Source organism: Rhodococcus gordoniae (assembly GCF_001646655.1).
Lineage (GTDB): Bacteria > Actinomycetota > Actinomycetes > Mycobacteriales > Mycobacteriaceae > Rhodococcus > Rhodococcus gordoniae.
Genome location: NZ_LPZN01000066.1, coordinates 22,376 through 34,348 on the forward strand (window position 1 = coordinate 22,376; position 11,973 = coordinate 34,348).

10 protein-coding genes and 3 tRNA genes are annotated in these 11,973 nt (G+C 67.5%); 6 read left to right on the forward strand and 7 right to left on the reverse strand.

Annotation, left to right across the window (positions count from 1 at the left end; translation table 11 throughout):
* Nucleotides 1–75: 75 nt before the first annotated feature.
* Both A8G18_RS20550 and A8G18_RS20555 read left to right on the forward strand, forming a co-directional pair.
* On the forward strand, nucleotides 76–546 hold the full coding sequence (locus A8G18_RS20550; RefSeq protein WP_016932881.1) for a MarR family winged helix-turn-helix transcriptional regulator: 471 nt from the start codon (nucleotides 76–78) through the stop codon (nucleotides 544–546).
* A 27-nt stretch (nucleotides 547–573) separates the two neighbouring features.
* Nucleotides 574–658, forward strand: a tRNA-Ser gene (locus tag A8G18_RS20555).
* A gap of 67 nt (nucleotides 659–725) precedes the next feature.
* Here the strand turns inward: A8G18_RS20555 and A8G18_RS20560 are convergent.
* The 3 genes from A8G18_RS20560 to A8G18_RS20570 all read right to left on the reverse strand — a co-directional run bounded on the left by A8G18_RS20560 (nucleotide 726) and on the right by A8G18_RS20570 (nucleotide 3,243).
* On the reverse strand, nucleotides 726–1,469 hold the full coding sequence (locus A8G18_RS20560; RefSeq protein WP_016932880.1) for an MBL fold metallo-hydrolase: 744 nt from the start codon (nucleotides 1,467–1,469) through the stop codon (nucleotides 726–728).
* A gap of 32 nt (nucleotides 1,470–1,501) precedes the next feature.
* Nucleotides 1,502–1,900, reverse strand: coding sequence for a flavodoxin domain-containing protein (locus A8G18_RS20565; RefSeq protein WP_064065343.1), 399 nt, complete (start codon nucleotides 1,898–1,900; stop codon nucleotides 1,502–1,504).
* An 80-nt stretch (nucleotides 1,901–1,980) separates the two neighbouring features.
* Nucleotides 1,981–3,243 (reverse strand): helix-turn-helix domain-containing protein, encoded by a 1,263-nt coding sequence (locus tag A8G18_RS20570; RefSeq protein ID WP_064065344.1) that lies wholly within the window; start codon nucleotides 3,241–3,243, stop codon nucleotides 1,981–1,983.
* Between the two features lie 146 nt (nucleotides 3,244–3,389).
* Here A8G18_RS20570 and A8G18_RS20575 point away from each other — a divergent pair, with 146 nt between their 5' ends.
* Together A8G18_RS20575 and A8G18_RS20580 are read left to right on the forward strand one after the other, a co-directional pair.
* Complete coding sequence (locus tag A8G18_RS20575) at nucleotides 3,390–5,231, forward strand: flavin-containing monooxygenase (protein WP_064065345.1); 1,842 nt, start codon at nucleotides 3,390–3,392, stop codon at nucleotides 5,229–5,231.
* A 173-nt stretch (nucleotides 5,232–5,404) separates the two neighbouring features.
* Nucleotides 5,405–6,373 carry an alpha/beta hydrolase gene (locus A8G18_RS20580; RefSeq protein WP_026003003.1) on the forward strand — a complete coding sequence of 323 codons (969 nt, stop codon included), beginning with the start codon at nucleotides 5,405–5,407 and terminating at the stop codon, nucleotides 6,371–6,373.
* A gap of 28 nt (nucleotides 6,374–6,401) precedes the next feature.
* Here the strand turns inward: A8G18_RS20580 and A8G18_RS20585 are convergent, their stop codons facing one another.
* Together A8G18_RS20585 and hisC are read right to left on the reverse strand one after the other, a co-directional pair.
* Nucleotides 6,402–8,099 (reverse strand): bifunctional metallophosphatase/5'-nucleotidase, encoded by a 1,698-nt coding sequence (locus A8G18_RS20585; protein WP_064065346.1) that lies wholly within the window; start codon nucleotides 8,097–8,099, stop codon nucleotides 6,402–6,404.
* A gap of 99 nt (nucleotides 8,100–8,198) precedes the next feature.
* Nucleotides 8,199–9,278 carry a histidinol-phosphate transaminase gene (gene hisC / locus A8G18_RS20590; protein ID WP_064065347.1) on the reverse strand — a complete coding sequence of 360 codons (1,080 nt, stop codon included), beginning with the start codon at nucleotides 9,276–9,278 and terminating at the stop codon, nucleotides 8,199–8,201.
* 148 nt (nucleotides 9,279–9,426) lie between these two features.
* Between hisC and A8G18_RS20595 the strand changes: the two genes are divergently transcribed.
* Both A8G18_RS20595 and A8G18_RS20600 read left to right on the forward strand, forming a co-directional pair.
* Nucleotides 9,427–9,518: transfer RNA gene (locus A8G18_RS20595), tRNA-Ser, on the forward strand.
* Nucleotides 9,519–9,555: 37 nt separating this feature from the next.
* A tRNA-Arg gene (locus A8G18_RS20600) sits at nucleotides 9,556–9,628 on the forward strand.
* 283 nt (nucleotides 9,629–9,911) lie between these two features.
* Here A8G18_RS20600 and A8G18_RS20605 read toward each other — a convergent pair.
* Both A8G18_RS20605 and A8G18_RS20610 read right to left on the reverse strand, forming a co-directional pair.
* On the reverse strand, nucleotides 9,912–10,361 hold the full coding sequence (locus tag A8G18_RS20605; protein WP_037222479.1) for a very short patch repair endonuclease: 450 nt from the start codon (nucleotides 10,359–10,361) through the stop codon (nucleotides 9,912–9,914).
* A gap of 23 nt (nucleotides 10,362–10,384) precedes the next feature.
* Nucleotides 10,385–11,530, reverse strand: coding sequence for a DNA cytosine methyltransferase (locus A8G18_RS20610; RefSeq protein WP_064065348.1), 1,146 nt, complete (start codon nucleotides 11,528–11,530; stop codon nucleotides 10,385–10,387).
* Between the last annotated feature and the right edge of the window lie 443 nt (nucleotides 11,531–11,973).

Sequence of the window (11,973 nt, forward strand, 5' to 3'; positions counted from 1 at the left end):
CTCCGGTCGAAACGCGGTCGTCTGCTCGTAGCTACCGAGGGGTAACAACGGACGATCGGCATTACACTCCCCGGCGTGACCAGCGAACGAGACGAACCCAAATGGTTGACCGCGAAGGAGCAGGGGGCCTGGCGTCTCTACGTGGACGGGAACAACCGTCTCATGAGCGCCCTCAGCCGATCTCTCAACGATCGACACGGCTTGTCGCTGGCCGAGTATCGGATCCTGGTGCTGCTCTCCGAAGCCCCCGACGGTGCGCTGCGCATGAGCGATCTCGCCGACGGGGTGCTGTCCTCGCGCAGCCGTCTCACCCATCAGATCCGGCGGATGGAACAAGAGAAGATGGTGGTGCGCAGCTCGTGCCCCGACGACGGTCGCGGCGTGCTCGCCACCATCACCGACGAGGGTCGGCGGCGACTGCGGGAAGCCGCGCCCACGCACGTCGACGACGTGCGCACCCACCTCATCGACCTGCTGTCGGAGGACGAACTCGACATGCTGGCGCAGATCTTCGCGCGCGTCGAGCACGCTCTGGCCGATCGCTGACACTGCGAATCGGTTAGGCTCTGCCACGGAAGCGTGGCAGAGCGGCCGAATGCACTCGCCTTGAAAGCGAGCTTGGGTAACACCAACGGGGGTTCGAATCCCTCCGCTTCCGCGCAGAACCGCAGCCCCGGTGGACATCCATTCACCGGGGCTGCGGTCCTTCCGTCTTCGGAACGACGTCAGCTCGGCCCGGCGAGCACCGCTCGTTCCACGGCCGCGGCCGCCCCGTCGTGCCAGGTTTCGCCGTGGCCGACGAGGACGTTCTTCGCGCCGGTACCGGCGATGGCCGACAGCGAGGCGAGGGCGGTCGTGCTGTCGGCGGTCGCCGCACCCGAAACGATCTGCGGACCGTGCCTGCCCGTGTACGGGTCGAGGGTGACGATCGCGTCGCCGACGATCACGGTGTCGCGATCGGGGAGATGCAGTGCGCAGTGCCCGTAGGTGTGTCCGGGGGTGTGGAGGGGGACAGGACGACCCGGCAGGTCGAGCGGTTCGGAGTCGTGGAAGAGCGTCACGTCGTCGATGCCGCGCACCCACAGTGCCCCCGCCACGGTCATCCGGGTGAGCACGGGGATGCAGGCGGGATACCGGACCGGATAGAGCAGCCGATTGCGTTCGTGCTGGTAGCGGTAAGGGTGCGCGGCGAGGAACTTCTCGTCGCGATGCGCCCAGACCGGCACGCGCCACCGTTCCCGCAGTCGCTTCGCGGACCCGACGTGGTCGAAGTGGGCGTGCGTGAGGACGACTCCCCGCACCTCGTCGACGCGTCGGCCGAGCCGTGAGATCGCATCCTCGATGCGGCGGGCGGTCGCCGGCAGTCCCGTGTCGACGACGGTCACTCCGTCGTCGTCCTCGATCAGGTAGACGTTGACGTCGGCGTGCGCGAGACGATGTACGCCGGGCGCTACATCCGTGTGGAGCATGGCGGCCCCTTCGCTCGTGGGAACGTGCGGGTTCAGCTGTGTCCGTCGATCTCGTCGGCGATGAAGGCGGCCCACGACCGCACCTCGTCCTCGCCCGGGGACGGGGAGAAGGACCGGTAGTCGAGTGCCGCGAGTTCGGACACCGGATCCGGTGTGTCCTCACCGTTTTCGTCGCCCACTGCGAACAGCCACACGAGCTGCTGACTCAATGCGGAGGCCCGCGACGACAACAATTCGAGGGTGTCCGGCGAGTATTCACCGGCGTCGACCTCACCTCCGAAGACGACGCCCTCGAATTCCTCCGACCTCTCGAGATCCGAGATGTCACCGACGGTGACGTCGATGTCCCGCTCACCGAGCGCATCGGCGACGAGCTGAGCGATCTTCTGGGGCGGACCTTCGGGACTGTCCGTGACGACGAGAACGGTCATTGTGTCTCCAGCATGTTCGACGACTCGGGTTCACTGGTGCGTTCCCGGTCGCCGAGAGGAGGAAACATGGCGCGGTCGTGTCAGTGCGCGCCACCGAGCGCTCGTACTCCGGGTGCCCCCGAGCGGCGGACGAAGTCGGAGTCGGCGAGCCGTTCGTCCGCGCCGAGATCCAGCGACAGGTCGACGGTGCCGGCGAGCCGGTAGGGCTTGCTCTCGATCACGTCTCCGATCGCGCGTCGCAGCCGGGACACCTCGGCCCGGACCGACACGGCATGGTCGTCGTCCCCGTAGAGGGCCCGGCTGAGCGCCGCGACCGTCATCCCGACCGGGCTGCGCTCGTGCAGCAACAGCAGGATTTCGGCCTGACGCGCGGTGACGAGAGTGCGCCACGAGTCGCCGTCCCCGAAGACCTCCACGGTCGGCGACGACGACACGTGCAGAATCATCCGCAGTCTCGAGGCCGCCGGCGCCCCGCGTATCAGCCAACCGTGCGAAAGACGTTCGGGTACGCACAATCCCATCCCCGGTACGGTCAGGGGACGGGCCTGTCGCGGAACCGCGACCCGTTCGGCGGCGATGCCGGAGGCGTGCGCGACCCAGCCGTCCTCGTCGACGAGCAGTACCGGACCCCGGGTCGACGACAACAGCGGAGCGGCCTCGGTGCGGAGCTTTTCGAGGCGCACCTCGTGCCGTCGCCACAACTGCGATTCGGCGAGCCGGACGGCGGTGTCGACGAGGGCGACGATGGCCGGATGCAGGGTCAGTGCAGGGCCGCTGACGTCGACGATGCCCAGCAGGTCGCCGCGGATCGGGTCGTGGATCGGGGCGGCGGTGCAGTACCAGGGGTGCTGGGTCGTCTCGAAGTGCTCACCCGAGAACAGCTGGACGGGTGCGGCCTCCGCGAGCGCCGTGCCGATGGCATTGGTGCCGACGGTCGCCTCGGTCCACACCGTTCCCTCCTGGAAACCGAGGGCGTCGGCGCGGGAACGGATCGGTGCGGAACCGCTGCGCCAGAGAATCACGCCGTCGGCATCGGTCACCACCAGCAGCAGGTGGGAGGCGTCGGCGACGGGCGTGATGACCTGCTCGAGGTCGCCGATCACCGCGGAGAGGGCGGACGCGCGGCGGCGCCGCTCGACCTCCGCGGCCGGCAGACGGTTGCGCTCGTTGATCCCGGTGGGATCGAGTCCGGCGTCGAGCACGCGCTGCCATGAACGGGACACCAGCGGCCGGGGTCGCATCGGTGACCGGGCGCCGCCGATCACCGCGTCGTGCATCCGCGTCAACTCGCGCGCGTACCGCGACAGGTCGGTGCCGGGCGCGATCGCGCTGAACGTGGTCACGGTCTCCTCTTCGTCGTCGTCCTCGGAGCATAGGGCGCAAATGTGTGATGCGCCACAATTTGGTACCTGTGCAACGTGATGCAACGCTTGCCGGGCGCGGCCACGGGGAGTGTCCTGGATCACATCACCACCGGAAAGGACTCACCATGACCGACACCCTCGACAAGCCCGCGACCTCCGGCACCGCGACTCCCGACGACCGCGTCGACGCCTGGTTGCAGGCGTTCGGCACCGCCCTCGCGCAGCGCGACGTCGACGCCGCTGCCGGCCTGTTCGGCATCGACTCCTTCTGGCGCGATCTGGTCGCTTTCACCTGGAACCTGAAGACCGTCGAGGGACGCGAGGGCGTCTCGGACATGCTGCACGCGCGACTCGCCGAGACCGACCCGAGCGGCTTCCGCACCACCGAACCGGCGACCGACGACGACGGCGTACTCAGCGCCTGGATCGCATTCGAGACCGCGGTCGGCCGCGGAGTCGGTCATCTGCGTCTGAAACGCGACGAGGAGAGCGGCGAGGATCGCGCCTTCACGCTGCTGACCACGATGCAGGAACTGAAGGGATACGAGGAGAACAAGGGCACGCGTCGTCCGCGCGGTACGAAGCACGGCGCGGACAAGCAGCGGGTCACGTGGTCGGAGCAGCGCGAGATCGAGGAACGCGAACTCGGATACACGCGCCGGCCGTACGTCGTGATCATCGGTGGTGGTCAGGGTGGGATCGCGCTCGGCGCCCGCATGCGCCAGCTCGGAGTCCCCGCGATCGTGCTCGACAAGTACGACCGGCCCGGCGACCAGTGGCGCGGCCGCTACAAGTCGCTGTGTCTGCACGACCCCGTCTGGTACGACCACCTGCCGTACCTGCCCTTCCCCGACAACTGGCCGGTCTTCGCACCCAAGGACAAGATCGCGGACTGGCTCGAGATGTACACGAAGGTGATGGAGGTTCCGTACTGGTCGAAGTCGGAGTGCACCTCGGCGAGCTACGACGAGGAGACGGGGGAGTGGACGGTTCACGTCGTGCGCGACGGCGAACCGGTGATCCTCCGGCCGAAGCAGCTCGTCATCGCGACCGGCATGTCGGGTAAGCCGAACATCCCGGACTTCCCGGGGATGGACCTGTTCCGCGGCGAACAGCACCATTCCAGCGCCCATCCCGGCCCCGATGCGTATGCCGGCAAGAGGGTCGTCGTGATCGGCGCCAACAACAGTGCCCACGACATCTGCGGTGCTCTGTGGGAGGTCGGCGCGGACGTCACCATGGTGCAGCGCTCGTCGACGCATATCGTCAGATCCGATTCGCTCATGGATCTCGGCCTCGGCGACCTGTACTCCGAGAGGGCCCTCGCCGCCGGCGTCACGACCCAGAAGGCCGACCTGACCTTCGCGTCCCTGCCGTACCGGATCATGCACGAATTCCAGATCCCGATCTACGAGAAGATCCGCGAGCGCGACGCCGACTTCTACGACCGGCTCGAGAAGGCGGGCTTCCGGCACGACTGGGGCGACGACGGCTCGGGTCTGTTCATGAAGTACCTGCGTCGCGCCTCCGGGTACTACATCGACGTCGGTGCCTCGGAGCTCGTCGCGAACGGCGACATCGCGTTGGCCCACGGCAACGTCCGTGAACTCACCGAAACCTCGGTGATCCTCGAGGACGGCACCGAACTCGACGCCGATCTCGTCGTCTACGCGACCGGCTACGGCTCGATGAACGGCTGGGTCGCCGACCTGATCTCCCAGGAGGTCGCCGACAAGGTGGGCAAGTGCTGGGGTCTGGGCTCCGAGACCACCAAGGACCCCGGTCCGTGGGAGGGCGAGCAGCGCAACATGTGGAAGCCCACGCAGCAGGACGGTCTGTGGTTCCACGGCGGCAATCTGCACCAGTCGCGGCACTACTCTCTGTACCTGGCGTTGCAGCTGAAGGCGCGCTACGAAGGCATCCCGACCCCGGTCTACGGACTGCAGGAGGTGCACCACCTCCGCTGACGACCCGGCTCGCACGCGTCGCCCTCGCCCACCCGGCGGGGGCGACGCCGCCGTACTTCCTCCGATTCGTCACGAATCGGAGGACCAGTATTAGGGTCGCGTGCAGGTCCGCTTGACCGGGTACAGGTAGGGACTGTGAGATCACTCCAGGTCGTCGGGGGACGGGGAGTTCGATGGTGAAGAGACTTGCGGCGGCTGTCGCGGTGGCGTTGATGGTGCCGATCTCCGGCGCGACGATCGCCCATGCCCAACCGGCGTCGGCCAGGATCGATCACGTCGAACGTGTCGGCGACAGGCAGACGAAGCTGTTCGTCCATTCGCCCGCCATGGGCAGGATCATGCAGGTGCAGGTGCTGCACCCGGCGGGGGAGGGTTCACGCCCCAGCCTGTATCTGCTCGACGGTGTCAGCGCCGGCGAAGAGTCCGACTTCCGCGAGAGCACGTGGACGCAGCGCACCGACATCGAGGAGTTCTTCGCCGACAAGAACACCAACGTCGTGCTTCCCGTCGGCGGCACCGCGAGTTACTACACCGACTGGAACACTCCCGATCCCGTCCTCGGGGTCAACAAGTGGGAGACCTTCCTGACCGAGGAACTGCCCCCGTTGATCGATGCCGAATTCGGCGGCAACGGTGTCAACGCGGTCGCGGGACTGTCGATGGGAGCCACCGGAGCGATGTCGCTGATCACCCGTAACCCCGACCTCTACCGAGGGGTCGCGGCGCTGAGCGGGTGCTACGACACTTCCAGCGACTCCTCCCGCGACACGGTGCGCGGAACCGTTGCTTACAAGGGCGGCAACCCCGACAACATGTGGGGACCACCCGAGGACGGTCGGTGGGAGGAACACGACTCCTACCTGCTCGCCGAGAAGTTGCGCGGCAAGGAGGTCTTCCTGAGCACCGGCAACGGCCTGCTCGGTCCGCACGATCTCGGCGCCGGCCAGGACGTGCTCACCGTCGGTGCGCCGCTCGAGCTCGGCACTTTCGTGTGCACCGTCACCTACGATCGTCGCCTCCGCGAACTCGGCATTCCCGCGCGCGTCGTCTACCGCCCCTGGGGCACGCATTCGTGGAGTTACTGGCAGGACGACATCAAGGCCGCATGGCCGACTCTCGAGGACGCACTCGGACTCCGCTGACCACATCCGCGCATCGTCGGAGACCGTCTCAGTGCAGGCGGATGCGATCGACGGCCGGGGGCTCCACACGCGAGCGGGTCGCCAGATAGCTGTTGAGGGCGTCCAGGCTCTTGCCCGCCCCGACCAGTCCGTGCGCTTCGGTGCACACGGTGAAACCGTCTCCGCCGCCGGCCAGGAAGTTGTTCACCACCACCTTGTACACGCGCTCGGGGTCCACGGGCTCGCCGTCGATCGTGATCGACCGGATGCGTTCGCCACGCGGCGCCAGCCGGTCGAGGGTGTAGTTCAGATTGTGCGACGGGGCCAGGATGCGTTCGATGTCCGAGCCCACCGCACTCTTCTGGAACTGCTGCTCGAGCAGCGCGTCGAGTTGGGCTCCTGTGAGGTCGAGAACCTGCAGCATGTTCCCGAAGGGCTGCACCGCGTAGGTCTCCCGGTACGAGACGGTGCCCTCTCCCGCGAGCAGGTCGCTACGGAGTCCGCCGGGGTTCATCAGGGCGATCTGCGCCCCCAGATGCCGCGTCGCCGCGAGTTGGGCGTCGGCCACGAGATTGCCCAGTGCCGATTCCCCGCTCGGAGTCTCACGCCGCGTGATGTCCGCATCGATGCGGGCGATCGGCCGGTTCGCGACCTCCGCCGACGTCTCCACCGCCCGGTCCACGAATTCGAGTGTGGCCGGATCCGGAGCGATGTCGTGCGTGACCACCTGCGTGAAGACGACGGTGCTGTCGCGCCGCACCTCCCGGCTCTGACGATCGATGGCGAGGTCGGCGACCGACAGGATGCGTCCGTGCGAGGCGCCCTGCACGACCGTGCGTGGCCTCCCCGCCGGGTCGGTGTAGGTGCAGTTGAAATGCCGGTCGCCGTCGGAAGTGATGATGAGGTCCACGTCGGGAGAGACGGATGTCGCGATGGCCGCGGCCCCGCCGTCTCGGCTCGGACACGGATCGTCGCCCTCGATTGCGCCGATGTCGCCCTTGTAGAGCACCACGATCGAGCGGACGCCGAGCGCACCGAGGATGTCGGCGGTGCGATTGACGGAGGCGATCTCGTCCTCGAACCGCAGCCCCGCGATCGCGTCGGGCCGGATCATGTCGGGGGTGTTGCTCGGCACGACGCCGATCACTCCGACGGGCACTCCGTCCACGTAGTCGATGCTGTAGGGGAGTGCGGCGGGTGTTCCGTCCGTCGTGGTGAGGTTGGCGCCGAGGATCGGGAAGTTCGCGCCCTCGAAGGGCTCGGCGTAGCGGCAGCCTTCCTTCGGGTGGCAACCGCCGTCGCGCAACCGCTCGAATTCGGCGTAACCGCGGTCCAGTTCGTGGTTGCCGAGGGCCGCGGCGGTGAGATCGAGTTCGCCGAGCAGAGCGATGGTCGGCTCGTCGTGGAACAGACCCGACTCGAGCGGCGACGATCCCCAGGTGTCGCCCACGGCGTAGAGCACGGAGTTGTCGGCCTGTTCCCGGAGCTGCCGGACGTAGGCGGCGAGATAGGCCGCACCACCTGCGGGGACCGAGACACCGTCCGATCGGACGACCTCACCGTGGAGTCCCTCCGGGGGGAGGAGATTTCCGTGCAGGTCGCCGAACGCGATCACCCGGAGCGGGACGGTGTTCGACGGCACGGTGTTCGCCGGTGCAGCGCCGGCGGGCGCCGAACCGCCGAAGGCGACCAGCGAGCCCACGATGGCGCAGGCCGACAGGGCGCGACGCACCGTGCCTACCCCCATACAGTGCCTCCGACCCCGGCTCGATCCGACCGCCCGAGTCTGGCAGGCCCGGATCACGCGGCCGATACCCAGCCATAACGGTTGGGTCTCGTCACGGGGTCAGCCGATGCCGGCGAGTGCCCGTCCCTGCCCGGTCGCGAAGTCGAGGAACAGATCGTTCTCGTGCGGGTCGCCGATCGTCACCCGGGTTCCCTCGCCGGTGAAGTTGCGCAGCACCACACCCGCTTCCGCCGCTGCCTCGGAGAACGCGGCGGAGCGTTCGCCCAGTGGTAGCCAAAGAAAGTTCGCGGCACTCGCGGGCGCCTCGTAGCCGGCGTCGACGAGTGCGGCGTGGACCCGTTCCCGTTCGGCGACGACACCCTCGGTGCGGGCGAGCAGCTCGTTCGCGGCGCCGAGCGACGCCACGGCGGCCGTCTGGGCGAGCGAGTTGACGGAGAACGGGATGTGGACCTTGCTCAGCGCGGTCACGACCGACGGATCGGCGACCGCGTATCCGACGCGAATGCCCGCGAGGCCGTAGGCCTTGGAGAAGGTGCGGAGCACGACGACGTTGCTGCGACCCTCTGCGAGTTCGAGACCGTCCGGCAGATCTTCACCCAGCTCGGGGCGGACGTATTCGAAGTACGCCTCGTCCAGGGCGACGACGATGTGCTCGGGGACGGCGTCGAGGAACTGCTCGAGCTCCGCCTTGCCCAGCAGCGATCCGGTGGGGTTGTTCGGATTGCACACGAAGATCAGGCGCGTTCGGTCGGTGATCGCGGCGAGCATGGCCTTCAGGTCGTGCCCGTGATCCGCGGTGTTCGGAACGCGCACGGCGGTCGCGCCGGCCACGGCCGCGATGATGGGGTACGCCTCGAACGAGCGCCACGCGAAGATCACCTCGTCGCCCGCGGCGCACGTGATCTGCACGAGCTCCTGGCACAGGCTCACCGACCCGCAGCCCACGGCGATCCGCTCGGTCGGGACACCGAGCCGCTCCGCCAGTGCCGCGACGAGCTCGGTCGCGCCGTTGTCGGGGTAGCGGTTGAGGCCGGCGGCGGCTTCTGCGATCGCCTCCCGGACGCTGGGGAGCGGGCCGATCGTCGTCTCGTTGCTGGCGAGCTTCACCGCACCGGGGAACGAGCGGCCCGGAACGTAGGCGGGGATCGATTCGAGGTCGGGGCGGGTCCGTGGAGTCACGTGGTGATTATGCGCCCCGTCGTTCGGCGCCGTGTCGGCAGGATGGCGAGTAACGCCGGTCTGCGAGTCTCTGACCAGGCGTTTTGCGTTTCCCTGCGGGGCATGTGTAATGTTTCGATCCGGCGGTTCGAGAGCATCGAATCCCCGAGGAGGCGTGCCAGAGCGGCCGAATGGGACTCACTGCTAATGAGTTGTCCCCCTTACCGGGGACCGGAGGTTCAAATCCTCTCGCCTCCGCCAGTTGGTGTAGCGTCACCGACGACAATTGAATACACATGCGCCCGTAGCTCAACGGATAGAGCATCTGACTACGGATCAGAAGGTTAGGGGTTCGAATCCCTTCGGGCGCACACACGAAGCCCCCACCAGAAGAAAACTCTGGTGGGGGCTTCCTCGTATCTCTGGTTACCGGGTCGCCACGACACGGAATCGACACGGCTCGCCGGCCGGGTTCATCGCCCTCTTGTGGCTGTCTTCACTCCGCGAGGGGAGCCACGTGACTCATTCGGACACGCACTCGTCGCCGAGCCGTCCCGGCCGCTGTTCATCTCGGCACCGCCGAGCAGCACGTCGCGCGGTACACGCAGCTCACGAAGGGTTGATCGCACAGGTCTCGGGTCCGGTGCGGGGAGGTCATCCCTGCGCCTGCCCTGTATCCGTGTCCGGGGGCGACGACAGAGCGTCCTCCACGCGAGTCGCGGCGGCAACGGGGTCTTCGTGCTCCCACACCCGCACCACCGTCCACCCCGCGGCCTGCAGGCGCGTGTCGGTGTCCCGATCGCGCTGTACGTTGGCGGCCAGCTTGGCGGCCCACCATTCGGCGTTGTTCTTCGGGTAGGTCGCGTGGTGCGGGCAACTGTGCCAGAAGCAGCCGTCCACATAGACCGCTACCCGGCGACGAGGAAAGACCAGGTCGGCACGTCGCCGCAGTCCGGGCAGTGGAGCACGGTCGACGAAGAACCGCCGGCCACGCCGATGCAGCTCTCTGCGCAACGCCACTTCGGGAACGGTGTCGCGCCGCCGCTGCCGGCTCATCCGCGCACTGGTACGCGGATCCGTCCCGGGCCGATCGGACGACGCCATCACCGTGGCTCCATCTCCGTGTCTCAGGCTGCCACTCGCGGGAAGCCGCCCATACGTTCGAGGTGGTTCTCCACGTCCTCGAGGAATCCCGGCAGGAAACGCAGGTTGCCGGAGCGTGCGCGGCGGAGGAAACCTGCCGTCGCCCGCGCCGACAGCAGACGAGCATCGAGGAGGTAACCCCCGAGGTCCTCATAGGGCGCCTGGACCGGCCACTGCGACTCGTGCACGCGGAACGCCTGTCCACGCGTACCCCACGCGGCGGTCGGCCAGGTGTCACCCGGACGCAACGGTGTCTCGTGATCGGAGCTGTACTCGATCGGGTTGTTCAGTCGGTGGCCCACCCACGACGCCATCCGGACGCTGACCGCATTGCCGACCAGACGCCACCGGTGCCCGGACCGAACGCCGGGAGCCTCGACGGCGGGGGCGGTCCAGTCGGCGTCGAATCCCTGGAGTCGCTCCGCGTCGGTCAGTCCGGGGGTGACGATCTCGCCGGACGGCAGTCGCACGGCCGGCGGACTGGCGATGCCGAGGGTCGAGCCACCCTTGAGCGTGGGCACGGCATTGACCGCCCATCCGAGTCCGCGCACACCCTCGGTCCAGTAGAAACCGCACGGGAACAGATCGGGGTTGCCTTCGAGGGGCATCCCGGCGTCCTCGCCGAACAAGACCGTGCGTGGGTCGTCCGTGCGCGAGGCGACCATCAGGACGCGGTGCCGGCGCTGGGGAAGGCCGAATGCGCGGGCGTCGACCACGCGATAGGCCCACATGTAACCGAGTTCCTCGAACGCATCGGTGATGTGGCGCATCGCTGCACCGCGACCGAGCTGCAGCATGAAGGGAACGTTCTCCACGACGAGCCAGCGCGGGCCGTTCTTACGCTTGACGAGACGGAACACTTCGTCGACGAGTCCGGACTTCGATCCCGTGATGCCGGCCGTACGGCCCGCCTGGGAGAGGTCCTGGCACGGGAAGCCGGCGGCGACGAGTTCGGTATCGCGGGGGAGAGAGCGGAGACGCGTGACGTCCGGATGAAGGGGAACGTCGGGAAAACGCGTGCGCAGTACTGCCTGCGCACCCGGCTCGATCTCGCAGAGAAGTTCGGTGTTCCACCCGTGTCGCCCGAGTCCGAGCTCCAGCCCGCCGATACCGGCGAACAACCCCACCATGTTCCCCGTCGACGTCACGGCACCCTTCCTCGCTCAGCTCAACGGTGAACGTTACTCGAGAAGTAGGACGATCCGTGAGCGGACGCGACGAGCACCACGGTCGAGGGGTCACCCTGCTCCTCGGGTGGGGAACTACGGGAGGTCGAAACATGCTTTGAGCAGGCGATTTGGTGTTCTCGGAGATGTTCGCGTAACTTATTCCAGGTCAGAGCGACACGGACACCGACCCGGGCCGAAAGGAACGGGACAACGAGGTTGGACGAAGGCGCCTGCAGATTTCACTGGTTCGAAACCTTCTGGTAAGGTTTCGAGTCGCCCCTGGTTCCGAAAGCAACACGGACTTGCGTCCGTGAGCAGGAGGAAGTAGGCTGGAACAGTTGCCTCAGAGCGGGTCGGACGACAGTCCGGAACGTGACGATGTGCGCGTGTTCTTTGAGAACTCA

Excerpts from the sequence above, each read along its gene's own strand:
- A8G18_RS20560 (WP_016932880.1), bottom strand. The coding sequence starts at position 1,469 with ATGCTCCACACGGATGTAGCGCCCGGCGTACATCGTCTCGCGCACGCC.
- A8G18_RS20565 (WP_064065343.1), bottom strand. The coding sequence starts at position 1,900 with ATGACCGTTCTCGTCGTCACGGACAGTCCCGAAGGTCCGCCCCAGAAG.
- A8G18_RS20575 (WP_064065345.1), top strand. The coding sequence starts at position 3,390 with ATGACCGACACCCTCGACAAGCCCGCGACCTCCGGCACCGCGACTCCC.
- A8G18_RS20580 (WP_026003003.1), top strand. The coding sequence starts at position 5,405 with ATGGTGAAGAGACTTGCGGCGGCTGTCGCGGTGGCGTTGATGGTGCCG.
- A8G18_RS20585 (WP_064065346.1), bottom strand. The coding sequence starts at position 8,099 with ATGGGGGTAGGCACGGTGCGTCGCGCCCTGTCGGCCTGCGCCATCGTG.
- A8G18_RS20605 (WP_037222479.1), bottom strand. The coding sequence starts at position 10,361 with ATGGCGTCGTCCGATCGGCCCGGGACGGATCCGCGTACCAGTGCGCGG.
- A8G18_RS20610 (WP_064065348.1), bottom strand. The coding sequence starts at position 11,530 with ATGGTGGGGTTGTTCGCCGGTATCGGCGGGCTGGAGCTCGGACTCGGG.